Source organism: Microbacterium sp. P5_B6, from assembly GCF_056400345.1.
The window spans coordinates 90,537-111,068 of sequence record NZ_JBFULL010000005.1 but is presented as its reverse complement, the minus strand read 5'-3'; the positions used below and the strand labels follow the sequence as shown (position 1 = coordinate 111,068).

At 69.5% G+C, this 20,532-nt stretch carries 20 protein-coding genes; 18 read left to right on the top strand and 2 right to left on the bottom strand.

Translation table 11 applies throughout. The annotated features are described in order from the left end of the window. Positions 1-115 precede the first annotated feature (115 nt). The gene (gene rbfA, locus AC1DP3_RS08610; protein ID WP_477292744.1) at positions 116-613 is read left to right on the top strand and encodes a 30S ribosome-binding factor RbfA; all 498 of its coding nucleotides are present in this window, start codon (positions 116-118) and stop codon (positions 611-613) included. A 173-nt stretch (positions 614-786) separates the two neighbouring features. On the opposite strand, the gene AC1DP3_RS08605 is transcribed toward rbfA, so the two are convergent. Then, positions 787-1,653, bottom strand: a complete 867-nt coding sequence (locus tag AC1DP3_RS08605; protein ID WP_477292743.1) for an HhH-GPD family protein — start codon at positions 1,651-1,653, stop codon at positions 787-789. A 194-nt stretch (positions 1,654-1,847) separates the two neighbouring features. Between AC1DP3_RS08605 and AC1DP3_RS08600 the strand changes: the two genes are divergently transcribed. The 15 genes from AC1DP3_RS08600 to AC1DP3_RS08530 all read left to right on the top strand — a co-directional run bounded on the left by AC1DP3_RS08600 (position 1,848) and on the right by AC1DP3_RS08530 (position 16,557). Next, positions 1,848-2,678 (top strand): type IV toxin-antitoxin system AbiEi family antitoxin domain-containing protein, encoded by an 831-nt coding sequence (locus AC1DP3_RS08600; protein WP_477292742.1) that lies wholly within the window; start codon positions 1,848-1,850, stop codon positions 2,676-2,678. A gap of 221 nt (positions 2,679-2,899) precedes the next feature. Continuing rightward, positions 2,900-3,586 (top strand): nucleoside/nucleotide kinase family protein, encoded by a 687-nt coding sequence (locus AC1DP3_RS08595; RefSeq protein ID WP_477292741.1) that lies wholly within the window; start codon positions 2,900-2,902, stop codon positions 3,584-3,586. Continuing rightward, positions 3,586-4,479, top strand: coding sequence for a tRNA pseudouridine(55) synthase TruB (truB, locus tag AC1DP3_RS08590; protein ID WP_477292740.1), 894 nt, complete (start codon positions 3,586-3,588; stop codon positions 4,477-4,479). Before AC1DP3_RS08595 ends, truB begins: the two co-directional genes overlap by 1 nt. Continuing rightward, positions 4,476-4,844 (top strand): hypothetical protein, encoded by a 369-nt coding sequence (locus AC1DP3_RS08585; RefSeq protein WP_477292739.1) that lies wholly within the window; start codon positions 4,476-4,478, stop codon positions 4,842-4,844. Before truB ends, AC1DP3_RS08585 begins: the two co-directional genes overlap by 4 nt. 44 nt (positions 4,845-4,888) lie before the next feature. Next, entirely contained in the window at positions 4,889-5,341 is a 453-nt protein-coding gene (locus tag AC1DP3_RS08580) for a hypothetical protein (RefSeq protein WP_477292738.1), read from the top strand. Then, on the top strand, positions 5,338-6,312 hold the full coding sequence (locus AC1DP3_RS08575) for a bifunctional riboflavin kinase/FAD synthetase (protein WP_477292737.1): 975 nt from the start codon (positions 5,338-5,340) through the stop codon (positions 6,310-6,312). Before AC1DP3_RS08580 ends, AC1DP3_RS08575 begins: the two co-directional genes overlap by 4 nt. Before the next feature lie 68 nt (positions 6,313-6,380). Beyond that, on the top strand, positions 6,381-6,746 hold the full coding sequence (locus tag AC1DP3_RS08570; RefSeq protein ID WP_477292736.1) for a hypothetical protein: 366 nt from the start codon (positions 6,381-6,383) through the stop codon (positions 6,744-6,746). Between the two features lie 44 nt (positions 6,747-6,790). Beyond that, positions 6,791-7,798, top strand: a complete 1,008-nt coding sequence (deoC, locus tag AC1DP3_RS08565; RefSeq protein ID WP_477292735.1) for a deoxyribose-phosphate aldolase — start codon at positions 6,791-6,793, stop codon at positions 7,796-7,798. Positions 7,799-7,864: 66 nt separating this feature from the next. After that, entirely contained in the window at positions 7,865-9,325 is a 1,461-nt protein-coding gene (locus AC1DP3_RS08560) for an aldehyde dehydrogenase family protein (protein ID WP_477292734.1), read from the top strand. Beyond that, positions 9,322-10,185 carry an aldehyde dehydrogenase family protein gene (locus AC1DP3_RS08555; RefSeq protein WP_477292733.1) on the top strand — a complete coding sequence of 288 codons (864 nt, stop codon included), beginning with the start codon at positions 9,322-9,324 and terminating at the stop codon, positions 10,183-10,185. The genes AC1DP3_RS08560 and AC1DP3_RS08555 overlap by 4 nt, the downstream gene beginning before the upstream one ends. Positions 10,186-10,316: 131 nt before the next feature. Beyond that, a complete protein-coding gene (locus AC1DP3_RS08550; RefSeq protein WP_477292732.1) occupies positions 10,317-11,216 on the top strand; it encodes a glycerophosphodiester phosphodiesterase in 900 nt (299 codons plus the stop codon). A 423-nt stretch (positions 11,217-11,639) separates the two neighbouring features. After that, positions 11,640-13,799, top strand: coding sequence for a DEAD/DEAH box helicase (locus tag AC1DP3_RS08545; protein ID WP_477292731.1), 2,160 nt, complete (start codon positions 11,640-11,642; stop codon positions 13,797-13,799). Positions 13,800-13,882: 83 nt separating this feature from the next. After that, positions 13,883-14,059: a hypothetical protein gene (locus tag AC1DP3_RS08540; protein ID WP_477292730.1), complete on the top strand. Its 177-nt coding sequence runs from the start codon at positions 13,883-13,885 to the stop codon at positions 14,057-14,059. Positions 14,060-14,240: 181 nt separating this feature from the next. After that, a complete protein-coding gene (locus tag AC1DP3_RS08535; RefSeq protein ID WP_477292729.1) occupies positions 14,241-15,269 on the top strand; it encodes a 6-phosphofructokinase in 1,029 nt (342 codons plus the stop codon). A gap of 289 nt (positions 15,270-15,558) precedes the next feature. Next, positions 15,559-16,557 carry a hypothetical protein gene (locus AC1DP3_RS08530; RefSeq protein WP_477292728.1) on the top strand — a complete coding sequence of 333 codons (999 nt, stop codon included), beginning with the start codon at positions 15,559-15,561 and terminating at the stop codon, positions 16,555-16,557. Positions 16,558-16,655: 98 nt separating this feature from the next. Here the strand turns inward: AC1DP3_RS08530 and AC1DP3_RS08525 are convergent, their stop codons facing one another. Further along, a complete protein-coding gene (locus AC1DP3_RS08525; RefSeq protein WP_477292901.1) occupies positions 16,656-18,779 on the bottom strand; it encodes a S9 family peptidase in 2,124 nt (707 codons plus the stop codon). 180 nt (positions 18,780-18,959) lie between these two features. On the opposite strand from AC1DP3_RS08525, the gene AC1DP3_RS08520 reads away from it, so the two are divergent. Both AC1DP3_RS08520 and AC1DP3_RS08515 read left to right on the top strand, forming a co-directional pair. Beyond that, on the top strand, positions 18,960-20,177 hold the full coding sequence (locus AC1DP3_RS08520) for an inorganic phosphate transporter (protein ID WP_477292727.1): 1,218 nt from the start codon (positions 18,960-18,962) through the stop codon (positions 20,175-20,177). Then, positions 20,174-20,509 carry a peptidase gene (locus tag AC1DP3_RS08515; RefSeq protein WP_477292726.1) on the top strand — a complete coding sequence of 112 codons (336 nt, stop codon included), beginning with the start codon at positions 20,174-20,176 and terminating at the stop codon, positions 20,507-20,509. The genes AC1DP3_RS08520 and AC1DP3_RS08515 overlap by 4 nt, the downstream gene beginning before the upstream one ends. Positions 20,510-20,532: the final 23 nt, after the last annotated feature.

Sequence of the window (20,532 nt, the reverse complement as noted above, 5' to 3'; positions counted from 1 at the left end):
TGCTTCCAGGTGGAGGCGGCAGGGTCGGGGGCTTCAACGCGTCCGACTATCCTTGAATCGGGGCTGAGCGTCCTCGGCGGCACCCCCGTGCCGCGTCATCAGATGGGAGACCGCCATGGCGGACAACGCCCGAGTGGCCAGACTCGCGGACAGGATCAAAGTCCTCCTCGCCGAGCGCCTCGACAAGGGGCTGCGCGACCCGCGCCTCGGCTTCGTCACGATCACGGACGTCCGGGTGACGGGCGACCTTCAGCACGCCTCCGTGTTCTACACGGTCCTCGGTTCCGAGGAGGAGCGCGAGGGGTCAGCCCAGGCGCTCAAATCTGCGACCGGGATGCTGCGAAGCGAGCTCGGGAAGCAGCTCAATGTGCGCCTCATCCCGTCGATCGAGTTCATCGCCGACGCGATCCCCGAGAACGCGGGCCAGATCGCGGATCTCCTCCGTGAGGCCCGCGAGCGCGACGCCGCCGTGGCCGGCCTCGCCGCCACGGCGACGTATGCAGGCGACGCCGACCCGTACGTGAAGCCTCGGGAGTACGACGAGACCGACGCATCGGATGATGCGGAGACTCCGGCCGACGCCGAGGACGAGTCCGAACCCGCCGACGTCTGATCGAGCAGAAGGACGGGCCGGTCGCCATGCGACGAGCCCGTCCTTCCGCATTGAGGGCAGACGTGTCAGTTGGCTCTCGCACGCCATGCCGTCGCGGTCGGCGCCGAGACGGTCAGGTCAGCGCGGCAGCCGTAGGGGCCGCAGAGACCGATCAGGCCGTGCGCCGGGTGGGATCAGTGCGGCAGCCGCAGCATCCCATCGAGTCCCTCGGCCAGTCCGTCGGCGATGAGCGAGTCGATCGCGCGGTCACGCTGGTGCGGATCGGGCCAATCCGAGAGCACCTCGTGGATTCCGACGGGGAGGGGTGCGGCATCCCGAAGCGCCTTCATCACCGCGCCGCGCGCCTGGCGGTCGCTGCCCTCGTAGCGCGCCTGCCTGCGTCGTTCGTCACCCGTGTCGGGGTAGCCTGCCGCACGCCACGCGCACCGGTCCTGCAGGGGACAGAGGCCGCACCGAGGAATGCGCGCCGTGCAGACGGTGGCGCCCAGCTCCATGGCAGCGGCGTTCACGATCGCGGCGTCTGCATCCAGGTCGGGCAGCACCTCTGTCATGGCGCCGAGGTCACGGCGAGCGGGCGGCCCCGGCTGTGAGCGAGCGTCGATCGCCCGGGCGAGCACGCGCCGGGTGTTGGTGTCGACGACCGGATGCCGCTCGCCGTAGGCGAAGACCGCGACCGCTCGTGCGGTGTAATCCCCGATGCCGCTGAGCGTGAGGAGCGCATCGACGTCCCGGGGCACGGTGCCGCCGTGGCGATCCCGGATCTCCACCGCCGCCCGGTGCAGCCACAGCGCCCGGCGCGGATAGCCGAGGTTCGCCCACTGCCGCACCGCCTCCGACGGCGCCTCGTCGGCGAGCGCGGCCGGCGTGGGCCATCGCGCGAGCCACGCCTCGAGGTGGGGGATCACGCGGTTCACGGGCGTCTGCTGGAGCATGAACTCGCTCACCAGCACGCCCCACGCGCTGTACCCGGGCCGGCGCCACGGCAGGTCGCGGGCGTTCTCCCGGTACCACGCGATGAGGGGCGTCGCGAGGTCGGGCATGCGCTTCAGCCTAGGCGCGCGCTTTGCCGAGGAGATCCGCGAATCAGAGGGGGGATTCCCGCCCAACGCTCCTCGAAATCGCGAATCTCCTCGCGGCCGCGGCCGCTCCTCCTCAACCGCCTCGCGCAAAGGGCTTATCCCTCACCCCCACTGCGCCCGCCTTTCCGACCCGCGGCCTCGGTCACTGTCTGACCATGACGGATCGGATCGAAGAGCTGGTGCGTGCGGCCGGGGGAGTGGCTCGCGTGAGGAGGGTGACGGATGCCGGCATCAGCCGTCACCGCATCGACCGCGCGGTCGCTCGAGGCGACGTGCTGCGTGTGCGGAAGGGATGGCTCGCCGCTCCTGGAGCGGATGCCCACCTGGTCGCGGTGGCCCGTGCCGGCGTCGTGCTGACATGCGTCACGCAGGCGCGCCGGCTCGGACTCTGGGTGCTCGACGAGGATCGCCCGCATGTGGCCGCCCCGCCGCATGCCGGATGTGTCACAGCGGGCGACTCGACGGTGCACTGGGCGATCCCGGTCGTGCCGCGGCATCCCGATGCCCTCGTCGATTCGATCGAGAACGTCCTGGCGCTCGCTGCGGCGTGTCAGCCCTTCGAAGCGGCGCTCGCGATCTGGGAGTCGGCGCTCAATCAGAGGCTGGTCTCGCTCGAGGCTCTGCGAAGGCTGGCGCTGCCGCCCGCCGCCCGATGGCTCTGCGAGCAGGCGGTGCCGTGGTCCGACTCCGGTCTCGAGTCCTTCGTAGTGCCGCGTCTGCGATGGATGAAGCTGCCGATCCGGCCGCAGGCGTGGATCGCGGAGCGCCGGGTCGACTTCCTCATCGGCGACCGCCTCGTGCTGCAGATCGACGGCGGTCATCATGTGGGAATCCAGCGCGGGGCCGACATCGAGCACGACGCGCAGCTGATGCTCCTCGGATACCACGTGATCCGCGTGGGCTATCGACAGGTCGTCGAGGGCTGGCAGACGGTGCAGGACATGATTATTCGAGCTGTCGCGCAGGGCCTTCACCGCGCCCCCTGAGGGCCTTCGAGGTGTCGCTCGCACCCGTGCGCCGTGCGCATTGCCGAGGAGATCCGCGATTCCGAGGGGGGATTCCTGCTCAATGCTCCTCGGAATCGCGGATCTCCTCGCGCAGGCGCGGCAGTGCGCGACCCGCGTTGCGGAGGCGCGGCAGCGGGCGACCCGCTTTGAGGCCCGAACCGACGGCAGATCCGCCATCCGCCCGACCGTAGGCTGGATGCATGCGCCTGCCCACGACCCCGGCCACGACCGTGCTGCGCGGACTCCGCGGCGAGGTCCGCCAGCACAATCGCGCCGGGCGGGTCATCGTCGCGGTCGACGGCCGGGACGGCGCGGGCAAGACGCTGTTCGCCGATGGACTGGCGGCGGTCTTCGCCGAGGATGGCTCGGCGGTGTTCCGCGCGAGCATCGACGACTTCCACCGGCCGCGCGCCGAGCGCTACGCCCGCGGCCGCACCTCGCCCGAGGGCTTCTACCGGGACTCCTACGACTACGCCACCTTCCGCCGCGTGCTCATCGACCCCTTCCGCGATGGGCGCCAGACCTCAGCGACCACCGGTTTCCAGCTCGCCGCGTTCGACCTCGCCCGCGATACTTCGGTCGAGTCCGCGTGGGTGACGGCTCCCCGCGATGCCGTGCTGATCGTCGACGGCATCTTCCTGCACCGTCCTGAGCTGCGCGGAATCTGGGACTGGTCAGTCTGGCTCGATGTTCCCGTCGACGTGGCATTCCAGCGGATGGCAGAGCGCGACCGCACCGACCCGGACTTCATGGCTGCCTCCAACGCCCGCTATCGCGAGGGTCACGAGCTCTACCTGCGCGACGCGAATCCGCGCGCGGCAGCCTCGGCGATCGTCGACAACACCGACTTCGCGCATCCGCAGCGCGTCTTCCAGGACTACTGCTGATGCCCGCGGTGAGTCCCGGCATCCTGCTGGTCGACAAGCCGGGAGGGATGACGAGCCATGACGTCGTCGCTCGCGCGCGGCGTGCGCTCGGCACTCGCAAGATCGGGCACGCCGGAACCCTCGACCCGATGGCGACCGGCCTGCTGGTGCTCGGGGTCGAGGGAGCCACGCGCCTGCTCACCTTCATCGTCGGGCTCGACAAGACGTACGAGGCGACGATCCGCCTCGGGGTCGCGACCGACTCCGACGATGCGGACGGGAAGACGACGGAGGTGACGGATGCCTCGGCCCTCGACGCAGACCGGATCCGCGTCGCCCTCCAACCTCTGACGGGCGCGATCTCGCAGGTGCCGAGCCGGGTGTCGGCGATCAAGGTGGACGGGCGCAGGGCCTACGACCTCGCCCGAGAGGGAGTCGAGGTCGAGCTCGCCGCCCGCAGCGTGACCGTCAGCCGCTTCGACGTGCTCGCCGAGCGGCGCGAGGGCGAGACGGTCGACCTCGACGTCGTCGTGGACTGCTCGAGCGGCACCTACATCCGGGCGCTCGCGCGCGATCTCGGCGCCGCCCTCGGCGTCGGGGGCCACCTCACGGCGCTTCGCCGTACGCGCATCGGGCCGTTCGATGTGGCTGATGCGGCATCCCTCGACGAGCTCGCCGACGCGCGACTGGCCTCACCGGCCGACACCGCAGCGGCCGTCCTCGGTCGCATCGACGTGACGGCAGACGAGGCGAGAGACCTCCGCCACGGCAAGCGCCTCGCCGGCGCCGCCACGCGGCTCGAGGGCGTTCACGCGGCCGCCATCGCGCCCGACGGATCGCTCGTCGGCATCGTCGAGCTCCGTGGGAGCGACCTCAAGAGCGCGATGAACATGCCCGAGGAGCAGGCGCGATGATCCTCTGGTTCACCTACGTCCAGATCGGGATCGCCGTCGGCGCGGGTCTCTTCTGCTTCATCACCGGCCTCGCCGGCCGGCGTCCCAGCGATTGGACGGTCGGCTCACTGGCGCTCGTCGAGCTGCTCCTCATCGCCCAGATCGTGATCGCGATCGTCGCGCCCCTCGTCGGCAATCCGCCCACCGGGTCGCTCCTGGAGTTCTGGGTGTATCTCGTATCGGCCGCCCTCCTGCCACCGGCCGCCGTGTTCTGGGCGCTGCTGGAGCGCAGCCGCTGGAGCACGGTCATCATGGGGGTCGCGGCGCTCGCGATCGCGGTCATGCTCTGGCGCATGCACATCATCTGGACCGTCCAGGTCGCCTGACCGGAGCCGGGGGCCCGGATGCCAGCGACTAGAATCGTGGGGCGATGTCTTCCCCCTCCCGTTCCCGCCGGATGACCGGCGTCGGCCGTGTGCTCGTGATCGTCTACGGCATCATGGCGCTCGCCGCGACCGGTCGCTCCTTCGTCCAGATCGTCGAGAAGTTCGACCAGGCGCCGCTCGCCTATACGCTGTCGGCGCTTTCCGCGGTGGTCTACATCGTCGCGACGCTCGCGCTCGTGTTCGCAGGATCCCGTCGCTGGTACCGCGTCGCCTGGATCGCGATCGGGTTCGAGCTCGTCGGAGTCCTGGTGATCGGCACACTGAGCCTCGCCTTCCCCGAGCTGTTCCAGCATCCGACCGTCTGGTCGCTGTTCGGCCTCGGGTACGTGTTCATCCCGCTCGTGCTGCCGTTCTTCGGCCTGTGGTGGCTCGTCAAGCATCCGCCGGTCGATGATCGCGAGACGACGGATGCCGCACCCGCCGCGGTGACGTCGTGATCGTCTTCCGCGACCCGGCCGAGGTTCCCGCCGGCTTCGGTCCGTCCGTCGTCGCGATCGGCAAGTTCGACGGGGTGCACGCCGGCCATCGTGCGGTGCTGGAGCGGGCGAAGGTGGATGCCGCCGCCGACGCCAAGGTCGTCGCCGTGACATTCGACCGCAATCCGCTCAGCCTCCTTCGTCCCGAGCTCTGCCCCGAGGACCTCATCGGGGTCACGCAGAAGCTGCAGCTGCTCGCCGGCACGGGGATCGATGCCACCCTGCTCCTGCGCTTCGACGAGGCGCTGGCGAGCCTCACCCCGCGGGAGTTCGTCGAGCGCATCCTCGTCGATGCCCTCGGTGCGCGGACTGTCCTGGTCGGCACCGACTTCCGCTTCGGCCGGGGCGGCGCGGGAAATCCCGACGTCCTGCACGAGCTCGGCGGTGAGCTCGGCTTCCGCGTCGACGTGATCGGCGATGTCCGCTCCCTCGATGCGGATCGCCGGGTATCGTCCACCTGGATCCGCGACCTCCTCTCGCAGGGCGACGTCGAGACCGCTGCGCGGCTCCTCGGGCGTCCGCACGCGGTGTGGGGCGAGGTCGTGCACGGCGCGAAGCGCGGGCGTGAGCTCGGCTTCCCCACGGCGAACCTCTCGAGCGATCTCGAAGGCTTCATCCCGGCTGACGGCGTCTATGCGGGGTGGCTCGTGGACGAGGGGGCCGCCGACGCGGCACAGCCCCTCGCAGCGGCCCGGCGCACCACCCGCTACCCGGCGGCCATCAGTGTGGGGTCCAACCCGACCTTCGACGATGTCACGAGCCGCCAGGTCGAGGCGTACGTCCTCGACGAGACCGATCTCGATCTCTACGGGCGGCTGGTCGAGGTGCAGTTCGCCATGCGGGTGCGGGGGATGGTGGCGTTCGACGGCATCGATGCGCTCATCGAGCAGATGTGCGACGACGTCGTGAAGGTTCGCACCCTCCTGGCCTGACCGGGCGGCAGCGGTAGACCGGGCAGCGGCCGTAGACCGAGCACGGGGCCCGCCCTACGATCGAGACCGTGAACGCCCTCCTCGCCGTCGCGGATGCCGCGGCCCCCTCGGTGAACCTCTGGGGAGCGCTGGGGTGTGCCGTGGCCTACTCCGCCTCGCTGCTGGCGACCCTCGACGCCTTCGCCGATCTGATCCTCGCGAGGGACGACTCGCCGGCTGGGCGGCTGACTCCGGCGGTAGGCTTGAAGTTCGGGTCGAAGATCGCCGCTGCTGCGATCGCCGTGATCGCCGCCGCGATCGTGCTCGCCCTGGACGAGAACTGGTTCGCCTTCACGAGCCTCACGATCGCCTTCCTCGTCGTCGTCGCGATCGGGCTCGCCGTGCTGGTGAGGCACGCGAGGGTCGTCGCCGCGGCGGCGCCACCCGGAGGATGATGCGCGAGGACCGCGCCGACCCGACAGCCACGACAAGGAGAACCATGAGCCGGACCGAACTGCAGACGCTCCCGGAGCGCGCCGTCCAGCTGCTGGGCGGTCAGCCCGACGACACCACGCTGCGTCGGTATCTCCACGGCCTTCCCGGCGTCGACGCCGTCGGTCTCGAGCAGCGAGCGGCTGACCTCGGCACCCGCTCGATCAAGACCACCTCCAAGGCCTGGGCGCTCGATCGGATCATCCAGCTGATCGACCTGACGACCCTCGAAGGAGCAGACACCCCGGGCAAAGTCCGCTCGCTGGCGGCCAAGGCTCTCAATCCGGATGCCTCGGACCCGACCTGCCCCCGCGTGGCGGCGGTCTGCGTCTACGGCGACATGGTGCCCTACGCCGTCGAGGCGCTCGGCTCGGCCCACGGCGACCCCGATGACGGGGGAGTCAGCGTCGCGGCGGTGGCCACCGCCTTCCCCAGCGGCCGCGCCTCGCTCGAGATCAAGCTGGCCGACACCGCAGAGGCGGTCGCCCACGGCGCGGATGAGATCGACATGGTGATCGACCGCGGCGCCTTCCTGTCGGGCCGTTACGGACTCGTCTTCGACCAGATCGCCCGTGTGAAGCAGGCGTGCCGGCGCGAGGACGGCACGTACGCCTCGCTCAAGGTAATCCTCGAGACCGGCGAGCTGACGACCTACGACAACATCAAGCGGGCGTCCTGGCTCTCGATCCTCGCCGGCGGCGACTTCATCAAGACCTCCACGGGCAAGGTGCAGCCGGCGGCGACCCTCCCGACCACCCTGCTGATGCTCGAGGTCGTCCGCGACTGGTACCGCGCCACCGGCGAGAAGGTGGGGGTGAAGCCCGCGGGCGGCATCCGCACCTCCAAAGACGCGATCAAGTACGTCGTGACGGTCGCCGAGATCGCGGGCGAGGAGTGGCTCCAGCCGCACCTCTTCCGCTTCGGGGCGTCGAGTCTGCTGAACGACGTGCTGCTGCAGCGGCAGAAGCTGCGCACCGGGCACTACTCCGGCGCCGACTACGTCACGATCGACTGACTTCTCGTGTCGCTCCGCGCCCCCGGCGCTTCCGAACAACCGGCCCGAACCCCAGGTGAGATGCAGATGAGTTTCCTCGAATACGCCCCCGCTCCCGAGTCGCGCGCGATCCTCCGTCTGCGCGACGAGTACGGGCTGTTCATCGACGGCGAGTTCCGCCCGGGCACCGGCGAGAGCTTCGCGACGATCTCGCCCGCCGACGAATCGCACATCGCGACGATCGCATCGGCGAGCGAGGCGGATGTCGACGCCGCCGTCGCCGCCGCGCGCCGCGCGTTCGAAAAGACGTGGTCGACGATGAGCGGCCGCGACCGCGGCAAGTACCTCTTCCGCATCGCGCGGCTCATTCAGGAGCGCGCGCGGGAGCTCGCCGTCGCCGAGAGCCTCGACAACGGCAAGCCCATCAAGGAGAGCCGGGATGTCGACATCCCCCTCGTGGCGGCATGGTTCTTCTACTACGCAGGCTGGGCCGACAAGCTCGACTACGCGGGGCTCGGGGCCGGTCCCCAGCCTCTGGGTGTCGCAGGCCAGATCATCCCCTGGAACTTCCCGCTGCTGATGCTCGCGTGGAAGATCGCCCCTGCGCTCGCCGCGGGCAACACGGTCGTGCTGAAACCGGCCGAGACCACTCCGCTGACTGCGCTGCTGTTCGCCGAGATCCTCCAGCAGGCCGATCTGCCCGCGGGCGTGGTCAACATCGTGACGGGCGCGGGTGCCACCGGTGCGACGCTGGTGCGGCATCCGGGCGTCGACAAGATCGCCTTCACCGGATCGACCCCGGTCGGCCGCGAGATCGCGAAGGCGGTCGCGGGCACCGACAAGAAGGTGACGCTCGAGCTCGGCGGAAAGGCCGCGAACATCATCTTCGAGGACGCCCCCATCGAGCAGGCGGTGGACGGGATCGTCACGGGGATCTTCTTCAATCAGGGGCAGGTCTGCTGCGCCGGCAGCCGCCTCCTCGTGCAGGAGTCCATCCACGACGAGGTCGTCGACCGGCTGAAGACGCGGCTGTCCACCCTGCGCCTCGGCGATCCGCTCGACAAGAACACCGACATCGGGGCGATCAACTCGCTGGAACAGCTCAATCGCGTGCGCGAACTCAGCCGCATCGGCGACGAGGAGGGCGCCGATCGGTGGACGGCGGACTGCGTCATTCCCGACAAGGGCTTCTGGTTCGCGCCGACCATCTTCACGAACGTGCAGTCGAGCCATCGGATCGCGCGCGACGAGATCTTCGGGCCGGTCCTCTCGGTCCTGACGTTCCGCACACCGGCTGAGGCCATCGAGAAGGCGAACAACACCCCCTATGGACTGTCGGCGGGCATCTGGAGCGAGAAGGGCTCGCGGATCCTCGCGGTCGCGGATCGCCTCCGCGCCGGTGTGGTGTGGGCCAACACGTTCAACCGGTTCGACCCGGCGAGCCCCTTCGGCGGCTACAAGGAGTCGGGCTACGGCCGCGAGGGCGGCAGGCAGGGCCTGCTGGCGTACCTCAAGGCGCCATCGACGAGCGCAGGAAGCGGAAAATGAGCAAGCGACTGACCGTGCCGAAGACGTACAAGCTGTTCATCGGCGGAGCCTTCCCGCGAAGCGAATCCGGACGCACCTATGAGGTCGTGTCACCGAAGGGCGACTTCCTCGCGAACGCCGCCCTCGCATCGCGCAAGGATGCCCGGGATGCCGTCACAGCGGCACGCGCGGCGGTGAAGCCGTGGTCGAGCGCGACCGCCTACAACCGCGGTCAGGTGCTCTACCGCGTGGCGGAGGTGCTCGAAGGCCGCCGCGGGCAGTTCGTCGACGAGATCGTCCAGCAGTCGGGCGCGTCGACGGCCACGGCCCAGGCCGAGGTCGACGCGGCCATCGACCGCTGGGTCTGGTACGCCGGGTGGTGCGACAAGTTCGCACAGGTCGCAGGCAACGGCAACCCCGTCGCCGGGCCGTACTTCAACATCTCGGTGCCCGAGCCGACCGGTGTCGTGGGCGTCATCGCACCGCAGGACACCGCCCTCCTCGGGCTCGTGTCGGCGATCGCTCCGGCCCTCGTCACGGGCAATGCGGTCGTCGCGGTCGCATCTCAGCGCTACCCGCTCTCGGCGATCAGCCTCGCCGAGGTCATCGCCACCTCCGACGTGCCCGGCGGCGTGGTCAACATCCTCACCGGCTCTCCCGCCGAGATCGCGCCGTGGCTCGCTTCGCACCCCGAGGTGCACGGCCTCGACCTCGTCGGCGCCGGCGACCTCGACTGGGTCGACCTGCAGATCGCGGCGGCGGAGACGCTCACCCGGGTCCTCCCTCCCGAGCGGGGGGCCGATGCCGCAGCCCCCAGCCTGCAGCGCATCGCCGCCTTCACCGAGACCAAGACCGTCTGGCACCCCAAGAGTCTGGTCTGATCGGCACGCCCGGGAGTGGCATCCCGACACGCGAACATCGCGGGGGTCACCAAAAGGTAACGGAAAGGTAACGCCGCATGTAGAGTGGCGGCACGTCGACGACGACGTGACCACCCCGGAGGACATGCCCGATGCCCGCCCACCCGGAATCCGACGCGCGAGATCGGATCCAGGCCCTCGTGACCGTCTGCGTGCTCGCCGTCGTGAGCCTCGTGATCGCCTTCCTCGGAGCCGTCCCGGCGCGGGTGAGTGCGACGGAGCTCATGGGCGATGCGCGTGCACCCGAGCAGACGGCGTTCGTCGTCAGCCATCGGGGTGGTGGAGCCCTTGCCCCCGAGAACACGCTCCCGGCGGTCTCGGCGGCGCTCGAGGCGGGATTCGACTACGTCGAGATCGACCTCGTCCTCACCGCCGACCGTGTGCCGGTCCTCATGCACGACAAGAAGGTCGACCGCACCACCAACGGCACCGGCCGGGTGTCCGACCTCACGCTCGCCGAGGTGAAGGCGCTGGACGCCGGCGCGTGGTTCTCACCGGAGTACGTCGGAACGTCGGTCCCGACGCTCGAGGAGTTCCTCGCGGTGCTCGCCCCCTCGGGTGCCCGTGCGCTTCTCGAGCTGAAGGGGGAGTGGGATGCCGAGGCCGGCGCCGCGCTCATCGCGACGCTGCGACAGCACGACCTCGAGCGTCGGGTGGCGATCGCGAGCTTCAACCCACGCTCCCTGCTCTCGACGAGCGGCGCCTCCGAGCTCGCGTTCCGGCTGCTGATCCTCCGCCGCCTTCCCCACGACGTCGAGCGAGCCGTCAAGGGCGCGAACGCCCGCGGCATCCTCGTCGACGGCAGCGCGGTCGCGGGGCGTCCGGAGGTCGTCGAGCAGCTTCACGATCTGGGACTCCGTGTGGTCGTCTACACGTTGAACGACGACGTCCAATGGCAGGACACCATCGCCGCGGGCGTGGACGGGATCGTGACCGATGAGCCTGTCCGGCTCAGGGAGTGGCAGGACACGATCGCGCGCTCAGCCGGATAGGGATCTGGCCGCACTGCAGGGGTCGGGCTTCGGTGCGCGGAGCAGGACGGCGGGACGATCTGCCGCATCGAGCAGAAGCGAATCGACCTCGCCGACAACGAGGTGGCGCTGGGCGAGACGCACTTCGTCCGCGGCAACGGGTGGGTCTCGACGGCGTGGATCAACTTCGCGCCCGAAGGATACACCGAGGACATCGCCCAGACGCTCTGGGGATGATCGGGGCGTCCGCGCGCTAGACTGAATGTCGGGGATTCCTGATCTCGACGCCGCGGCTCGCTGAAGCGAGTGCCAGCGGCCGGGGGCAGAGGCATCCCGTCCCGCGTCCGTGACGGCCCTCGCCGCCCGCGGGAGCTGTGCACATCACAGCCGGTCGCCCGACCGGTCGCCAGCCGGAGCACCCGGTACACGAAGCTCAGGAGGAGCATGCCGACCACGGCATCCACCGCACGTTCCGCCAACCAGCGGCGCAGGAAGCCCACGACGTCGCGGCGCGACGACGAGGCCCCCGTCATCCCGATCCTCGCCCGCAAAGTGCGCGAGGTCGAGGCCAAGGCCCAGCGAGGAAAGCTCGGACCGACCAACCGCGTCAAGTTCCAGGTGATCGCGTTCCTCGTCCGCGAGGAGCGTGCCCGGGTCAAGGCCGACACCGCGATCACTGATGCCGCGCGCGCTGAGCTGCTGAAGCGCCTGGACGGCGTGGCGACGATCCTCGCCAAGACCGCCGCGCGCGACACGAGCCTCATTCAGCTGCTCGAGGTCGACCAGGCGGCATCGCCCGTCGCCCGTCGCATGCGCCGTGACTGGCTCCTCGAATCCGGCGCCGAACTGCCGCCCGACGAGCTGATCATCACCGACACCGCCCCCGCGAGTGCGCCCGTCGTCCCGCCGGCTCTCGCCCAGCGGCAGGTCGTCCCCGTGCAGATCGAGTCGCGCCAGATGGCCCACCCGTTCCTCGCCCCCGACCTGAGCGCGCGCGTCAGCAAGGAGACGCCTCGTCGCCGGCTCGACGGCTGGGAGCTCATGGGTCCCCTCTACAAGGCGTTCGAGACCGGCGCCGGCGGCGGTGCGGCGACGATGGACCTCCCCGAGATTCCCGAGTTCGATCGCCTCTCACCGAGGGGCCTCGAGGTCATGCCGCACCAGTCGAAGTTCCTCGAGGCCGTGCGCGAGGGTCACCGCACCTTCCTCCTCGCCGATGAGCCCGGCCTCGGAAAGACGGCGGAGTCGGTGCTGGCAGCATCCGTCGCCGATGCGTACCCCCTGCTCGCGGTCGTCCCTAACGTCGTCAAGATGAACTGGGCCCGCGAGGTCGAGCGGTGGACGCCGCAGCGCCGGGCCACCGTCATCCACGGCGACGGCGAGTCCGTCGACGCGTTCGCCGACATCTTCATCGTCAACTACGAGATCCTCGACCGGCACCTGTCCTGGCTGAGCTCGCTGGGGCTCAAGGGCATGGTCGTCGACGAAGCGCACTTCATCAAGAACCTCACGTCGCAGCGCTCCCAGAACGTGCTCGCGCTGGGCGCCCGGATCCGGGAGCAGGTGCGCAACCCCCTGCTGCTCGCCCTCACCGGAACCCCGCTCATCAACGATGTCGAGGACTTCGACGCGATCTGGCGGTTCCTCGGCTGGACCAACGGCGAGAAGCCGGGCCCGGTGCTGATGGAGAGGCTCGACGAGACGGGCCTCACCCCGGCCGACAAGGCCTTCTACCCCGAAGCGCGCAACGCGGTCATCTCCATGGGCATCGTCCGGCGCAAGAAGAAGGACGTCGCCGCCGACCTCCCCGACAAGCTCATCGCCGACCTGCCCGTCGAACTGGACGACGAGTTCGGCCGCTCGATCCGTCAGGCCGAGCGCGAGCTCGGCGATCGGCTCGCGGGCAAGTACCGCCGCATCATCGATGCGCGCGGCGACCGAGGCCTCGCTCCCGGAGAGATCGACGAGGACATCGTGCGCCTCGTCTCGCACAATGAGCTCGAGGAGTCGAAGGCGGCCGGAACAGGCGCCGAGAACGTCTTCACGATGGTCCGCAAGATCGGGCAGGCCAAGGCGCAGCTCGCGGCGGACTACACCGTCCAGCTGCAGCGCTCGGTCGGCAAGGTCGTCTTCTTCGCCAAGCACATCGACGTCATGGACCAGGCCGAGGCGCACTTCGCCTCTGCCGGCCTCAAGACGGTGTCGCTGCGCGGTGACCAGACGACGATCGCGCGCCAGCAGGCGATCGACGCGTTCAACAACGACCCCGCCGTGGGCGTCGCCGTCTGTTCGCTCACCGCGGCGGGCGTCGGCGTGAACATGCAGGCGTCGTCGAACGTCGTGCTCGCCGAGCTGTCGTGGACGGCCGCCGAGCAGACTCAGGCGATCGACCGGGTGCACCGGATCGGCCAGGACGAGCCGGTCACGGCGTGGCGCATCATCGCCGCGCACACGATCGACACGAAGATCGCCGAGCTCATCGACTCCAAGCAGGGGCTCGCGGCGCGCGCGCTCGACGGCGAGGCCGTCGACCCGCAGTCGAGTGACTCGGTGCAGCTGTCGGCGCTCATGCACGTGCTGCGACGAGCACTCGGCGCTGCGTAGCCAGGGTTCGTCTGCTCGTCAAGGCCTCGCCTCGTCTCCTCCCGGACTCGTACCGTCGAGGCACGGAGACGAAGGAGGCCGACATGTCCGATCCGAACCACCGGACGAGGGATGACGACGTCACGGTCGGGGGCACGATTGCGGATGCGCTCTCGGGCGACCGTGACGAGCAGCCCTTGGACGGCGACCTCGACGACGACTCGCTCGACAGCGCCGCTGCCGACGAGCAGGCCGCTCGCGAGGGGACGAAGCACGACTGACAGACCACGAGGTCCGAGTCGACACGACGGGCGCTCCCACGGGGGCGCCCGTCGTCGCGCGGCGGGGCTCGAGCGGCTCGGATACTGAAGGTCGCGTGTGTGGCAGGGGCGAGGCATCCGGCGATAGTGTCGGGAGAGGCTGCGACGCCGCTTGAAGAACCCCCTGACCTAAGGACCACACATGAAGATCGGCATCCTCACCAGCGGCGGCGACTGCCCGGGGCTCAATGCGGTCATCCGCGGCGTCGTCCTGAAGGGCACCACGAACTACGATCTCGAGTTCGTCGGCATCCGCGACGGATGGCGCGGGGTCGTCGACGGTGATTTCTTCCCGCTCACCCGCCACGAGGTGAAGGGCCTGTCGAAGGTCGGCGGCACCATCCTGGGCACCAGCCGCACCAACCCCTACGAGGGCCCGCGCGGGGGTGCCGAGAACATCTCGAAGACCCTGTACGGTCACCGGATCGACGGCATCATCGCGATCGGCGGCGAGGGCACCCTGGCGGCCGCGAACCGCCTCGCCAACGACGGCATCAACGTGCTCGGCGTCCCGAAGACGATCGACAACGACCTCCGCGCGACGGACTACTCGTTCGGCTTCGACACCGCGCTCAACATCGCGACCGACGCGATGGATCGACTCCGCACGACGGGCGACTCGCACCAGCGCTGCATGGTCGCAGAGGTCATGGGCCGCCACGTGGGCTGGATCGCGCTCCACGCCGGCATCGCGGCGGGCGCCCACGTCATCTGCATCCCCGAGGTGCCGCTGTCGATCACCGAGATCGCCAGCCAGGTGAGCAAGGCGCACGACCGCGGCCGCGCGCCGCTCGTGGTCGTGTCCGAAGGGTTCACGCTCACCGGCATGGATGAGGCGTTCAGCGACAAGGGCCTCGACGCGTTCAACCGGCCGCGGCTGGGCGGGATCAGCGAAGTCCTGGCGCCCGAGATCGAGCGCATCACGGGCATCGAGACCCGTGCGACCGTGCTCGGCCACATCCAGCGCGGCGGCTCGCCGTCCGCCTTCGACCGGGTGCTCGCGACCCGCCTCGGCCTCCACGCCGCCGACGCCGTGGTGAGCGAGTCCTGGGGGCAGATGGTGTCCCTCCGCGGCACCGACATCGTCCGCGTTCCGTTCGCCGACGCGCTCGGCGAGCTCAACACCGTTCCCCAGTACCGGTACGACGAGGCCGCCGCGCTCTTCGGCTGAGCCCGGAAGACGGACCAGAGACGGGATGCCTCGCTCGAGGCATCCCGTTTCCGCGTGTCTTGCCCCTCGTGCCGTCTCCGACTTTCTCCCGCCGGAGTGGTGCGCAACCTGCAGAAGCTTCCGCCGAGGCAGGGAGTTGCGCCGAGACAGGGCGTCGGACCGCCTTGTCTCGACGAGACGCCCCGTTTCGACGCGAGGGCGGCCCTGCACAGGTGTTCGTGGGACGTGGGAGTCCACAGATCGGGGCCAGAGTCGGCGGGCTCGGCGGCCATGGTGCCGAGATTGTCGCGTGACTGAACCAGTTCCACCCCTCCTGCTGGTGCGTGAGCACCCGCCCACACTCCTTCGACTCGATCGGGATGCCGCTCTCCACCGGATCCGCGCGGGCGCCTATGTGCTGCGACGGGAGTGGAACGCGCTCGCCCCCTGGGACCGCTATCGGCTGCGCGTCCACGCGGTTGCACGCACCTGGACCGAGCCTGTGTTCTGCCTCGAGTCCGCCGCATCCCTTCACCGGATGCCGGTGTTCGGTGAGCCGCGTCTGATTCACCTGATGCACGCCGGCGGAACATCGTGGCGGGAGGGGGATGTCGTCGTCCATGGAACGCGAGATGCCAGTGCTCCTCGAGCCGTCGACGGCATGCTGACAACATCGATCGAGGACACCATGCTCGATCTGTGTCGCGTCCTGCCGCCGGCGTTCGCACTCGCTGTCGCCGATCACACGGCACGCAGGCTGGGGGTGTCCGTAGCGGCTCGTCTCGGAGAGCGCGGACGCGATCAGTCGAACCGTCGCGGCGTCCGGCAACTGGACTGGATCGATGATCACGTGGACCCGGACGCCGAGTCCGTGGGTGAGTCCTGCAGCCGGGCTGTCATCACTTGGCTGGGATACGAGCGTCCCGACTCGCAGGTTGAGTTCGCCTACGAGCGTGTCCAGGATCGTGTCGACTTCTATTTCCGGCGGCACCGCATCATCGGCGAGTCTGACGGGTACGGCAAGTACGACGCCGCCGACGCGGAGGCGTCCAAGCAGCACTTCATCCGTGAGAAGCTGCGCGAAGATCGGCTGCGCCGCCACGAAGGCGGGTTCGCCCGCTGGGACTGGGGCGACACGATGGCGTGGCGACCCCTTGATCGTGCGCTGCGCGCGGCGGGGCTGCTCCCTATCCACCCCCAGGATCGGCGCGGCCTCGCCACGCTCACGACCAACCCGCGCTCACTCCCAACCCAGCGAGACAGGGGATCCAGCCGAGACAGGGGCGCAGGCGGCCCTTCCTGGGCGTGATCCCCTGTGTCGGCGCGGGGAGGGCCGGGGCCCCGGGCCCCGCCGTGCCGCGCGGGCGCTCTGAGGAGCGGATGCCGAGGCCGGCCCGCCGCAGGGGCTCAGGCCTCGGCGACTCCCAGCACGTCCAGCAGCCACGCGAGCTCGAACGCGCGCTCGCGCCACGCGTTGTACCGACCGCTCACACCGCCGTGCCCGGCGACCATCTCGCACTTGAGGAGAGCATCAGCCCCGACCTCGCGGAGGCGCGCGACCCACTTGGCCGGCTCGACGTACATGACGCGGGTGTCGTTGAGCGAGGTCACCGCGAGGATGCGCGGGTACTCGGCATCCGCCCGCACGTTCTCATAGGGGGAGTACGACTTCATGTAGGCGTAGACAGCTGGATCGTCCAGCGGGTTGCCCCACTCGTCCCACTCGATCACGGTGAGCGGCAGCGACGGGTCGAGGATCGTCGTCAGGGCGTCGACGAAGGGCACATCGGCGAGGATGCCCGCGAAAAGCTCCGGCGCGAGGTTCGCGACCGCCCCCATGAGCAGGCCGCCGGCCGATCCGCCCTCGGCGACGAGCAGAGCGGGCGACGTGTAGCCGTTATCGATCAGATGCAGCGCGCAGTCGACGAAATCGGTGAACGTGTTGCGCTTGTTGAGCAGCTTGCCGTCCTCGTACCACTGGCGGCCCATCTCGCCGCCGCCGCGGACGTGGGCGACGGCGAAGACGACACCGCGGTCGAGCTCCGACAGGCGGGCGACCGAGAAGCCGGGCTCGATGGAGTGCTCGTACGAGCCGTAGCCGTAGAGGTGCACGGGTCGCGGAGCGGCCCCGGCGTCGCCGAACGACCGCTTCCACACGAGCGAGACGGGAACCTGCGCGCCGTCCTGCGCCGTCGCCCACACCCGCGCCTGGGCGTAGTCGTCCGGCTCATAGCCGCCGAGCACCGGCTGTCGCTTGCGCAGCAGCAGCTCGCCCGTCGCGATGTCGTAGTCGTACACGGTGCCGGGCGTCGTKAACGAGCCGTACCCCAGTCGCAGCAGCGGGGGAGCCCACTCCGGGTTGCCGCCGCTGCCGACGGAGTACAGCGGCTCGTCGAACTCGATCTCCTGCACGTCGCGCGAGGCGTAGTCGAGCAGCCCGAGTCGCGGAAGGCCTCCGCGACGATAGGCGACCACTGCCCAGTCGCGGAAGGTCGACATTCCCAGCAGCCGCTTTCCGGGCTCGTGCGCGATGACGACCTCGCGAGGGCCTGAKRGATCGGATGCTGCGACCCGCACGAGCTCGAAATCGAGGGCCCCGTCGTTGTGGACGATGTACAGCACGTCCTCGCCGTCGACCACGGCGTGGTTCACCTCGTACTCGACACCCTCGCTGCGCGGCCACACCACGCGCGGCTCGCCGCGGAGGTCCGAGGCATCCAGGAGCCATTCCTCACTCGTGATGGAGGAGCCCAGCCCGATGACGAGGTAGCGGTCGCTGCGTGTGAAGCCCGCACCGACCCAGTAGCGCTCGTCCGGCTCATGGAAGAGCTTCACGTCGTCGGCGACGGGCGTGCCGAGCTCGTGCAGCCACACGGTGTCGGGTCGCCACGCGTCGTCCACGGTGCTGTAGATGATGAAGCGGCCGTCGGGTGAGAAGGTGGCGCCCGCGAAGGTGCCCTCGATCACATCGGGCAGCTCCTCGCCTGAGACGAGGTCGCGCACGCGGATCGTGTAGCGCTCGTCGCCGGCGACATCCACTCCGAAGAGCATGCGAGTGCCGTCGTTGGAGACCTCGAAGCTGCCGAGCGAGAAGAACTCGTGCCCCTCCGCCTCGACGTTGCCGTCGAGGAGCACCTGCTCGCCGGGCACCTCGACATCGGGAGCCAGCTCGGGCGGGGTCCAGTCGTCGGGCGAGGCGAGCGGAGCGCGGCACTGGATGCCGTACTGGCTGCCTTCGAGCGTCCGGCCGTAGTACCACCACGCGCCCTGGCGGCTCGGCACCGAGAGATCGGTCTCGAGGGTGCGTCCCTTGATCTCCTCGAAGATCCGCTCCCGAAGGCCCGAAAGGTGCGCGGTGCGCGCCTCTGTATAGGCGTTCTCGGCCTCGAGGTGCCCGAGGACGGCGGCATCCTCCTTGGCCCGGAACCACTCGTAGGGGTCGTCGAACGAGTCGCCGTGGTGAGAGCGCGGAACAGGATTGCGCGAGGCGATCGGGGGGACGAGGGATGCCGCGCTCAGCGCGTCGTTCACAGTCACCTCTTCACGCTAGCCGAGCCTTCTGAGAGGGGCGCCGGACCGGTTATCTGAATCGCGGAGGATGTGCGAGGATACCTCTCGGCTCGGTTAACGGAGCACGAAACCTCGCTGAACTGTTCGTTCGCACGCCGATCGCGTCGGCACCCCTCTGATTCCCTCTACGGAAAGCGAACGGTGGAGACCGCAGCCCTCATGGTCGTGCTGGTGATCGCACTGGCACTGTTCTTCGACTTCACGAACGGGTTCCACGACACCGCCAATGCGATGGCGACTCCCATCGCGACCGGTGCCCTGAAGCCCAAGGTGGCCGTTCTGCTGGCCGCCGTCCTGAACCTCGTCGGCGCCTTCCTCTCGACCGAGGTCGCACAGACGATCTCGGGCGGGATCATCCATGAGGACCAGCTCTCGGCGGCGGTGTTCCCCGCGGTGATCTTCGCCGGCCTCATCGGCGCCATCACCTGGAACATGCTGACCTGGCTGCTCGGCCTTCCGTCCAGCTCGTCGCACGCCCTCTTCGGCGGCCTCATCGGCGCGACGATCGTCGGTGTCGGCGCCGCGGCGATCGACTTCGGCGTCGTGATGTCGAAGGTCATCCTTCCGGCGGTCATCGCGCCGCTCACCGCCGGCATCATCGCCTTCACGGCCACCAAGCTCGCGTACGTCATCACGCGCCGCTACGACACCAAAGCGGACGGCCGCGACGGCTTCCGCTTCGGGCAGATCTTCACCTCGTCGCTCGTCGCGCTCGCCCACGGCACGAACGATGCGCAGAAGACCATGGGCATCATCACCCTGCTGCTCATCACGGTCGGCTGGCAGACGAGCCCCGAACCCGAGACCTGGGTGATCTTCGCGTGCGCGATCACGATCGCCCTGGGCACCTACATGGGCGGATGGCGCATCATCCGCACCCTCGGCAAGGGCCTGACCGATGTGAAGCCGGCGCAGGGGTTCTCGGCGGAGGCCTCCACCGCCTCGACGATCCTGGCCTCGAGCGCCCTCGGCTTCGCCCTCTCGACCACGCAGGTCGCGTCCGGCTCGGTCATCGGGTCCGGCCTCGGACGCCGCGGGTCGAAAGTCCGCTGGCGGACGGTGGGGCGCATCATGGTGGGCTGGCTCCTCACGCTGCCCGCCGCGGGTGCGGTCGGAGCGCTCGCCGCATTGATCGTGGTCTGGCTGCCCGAATGGGGCATCCTGATCGACACGATCCTCGCGGTCCTCATCATCGTCGGGCTCTTCTGGCGCTCGCGCCGGGACGCCGTCACTGCGGCGAACGCGATGAGCGAGGTGGCCGACTCCGGGGCAGCCGTCAAAGTGACGCACAATCCGCCGCCCACCCGCCGGGCCGTGCGGCGCAAGCAGGCGCGTCGCGATCAGGAGGCGCCCAAGTGAACGTCCACATCGAATGGCTGGCCTTCGTCCAGGTGTTCATCGCGGCGATGATCTCGGCCGTGATCGTCGTCAGCTTCTACTCGCTCGGTCTCCGTCTGCTGGTGCGAGCGGGTCGCCCGCCGGTCGTCGCACCTGCGGAGTTCACCGACGCGATCACGATCGTCACGGAGAAGGAGCGTGCCCGCGCCGAGAAGCGCGCGCTCAAGGCCGCCCGGAAGAATCCGCTGACGGACGGGCAGAAACGGTTCTCCCTTGCTGCCGCATATGCGTCGTTCGGGGTGGCCGCGCTCGCGGTTCTCGCGGGACTGCTGCTCATCCTCTTCAACCACTGACCGCGCTGATACCCCGCCGATAT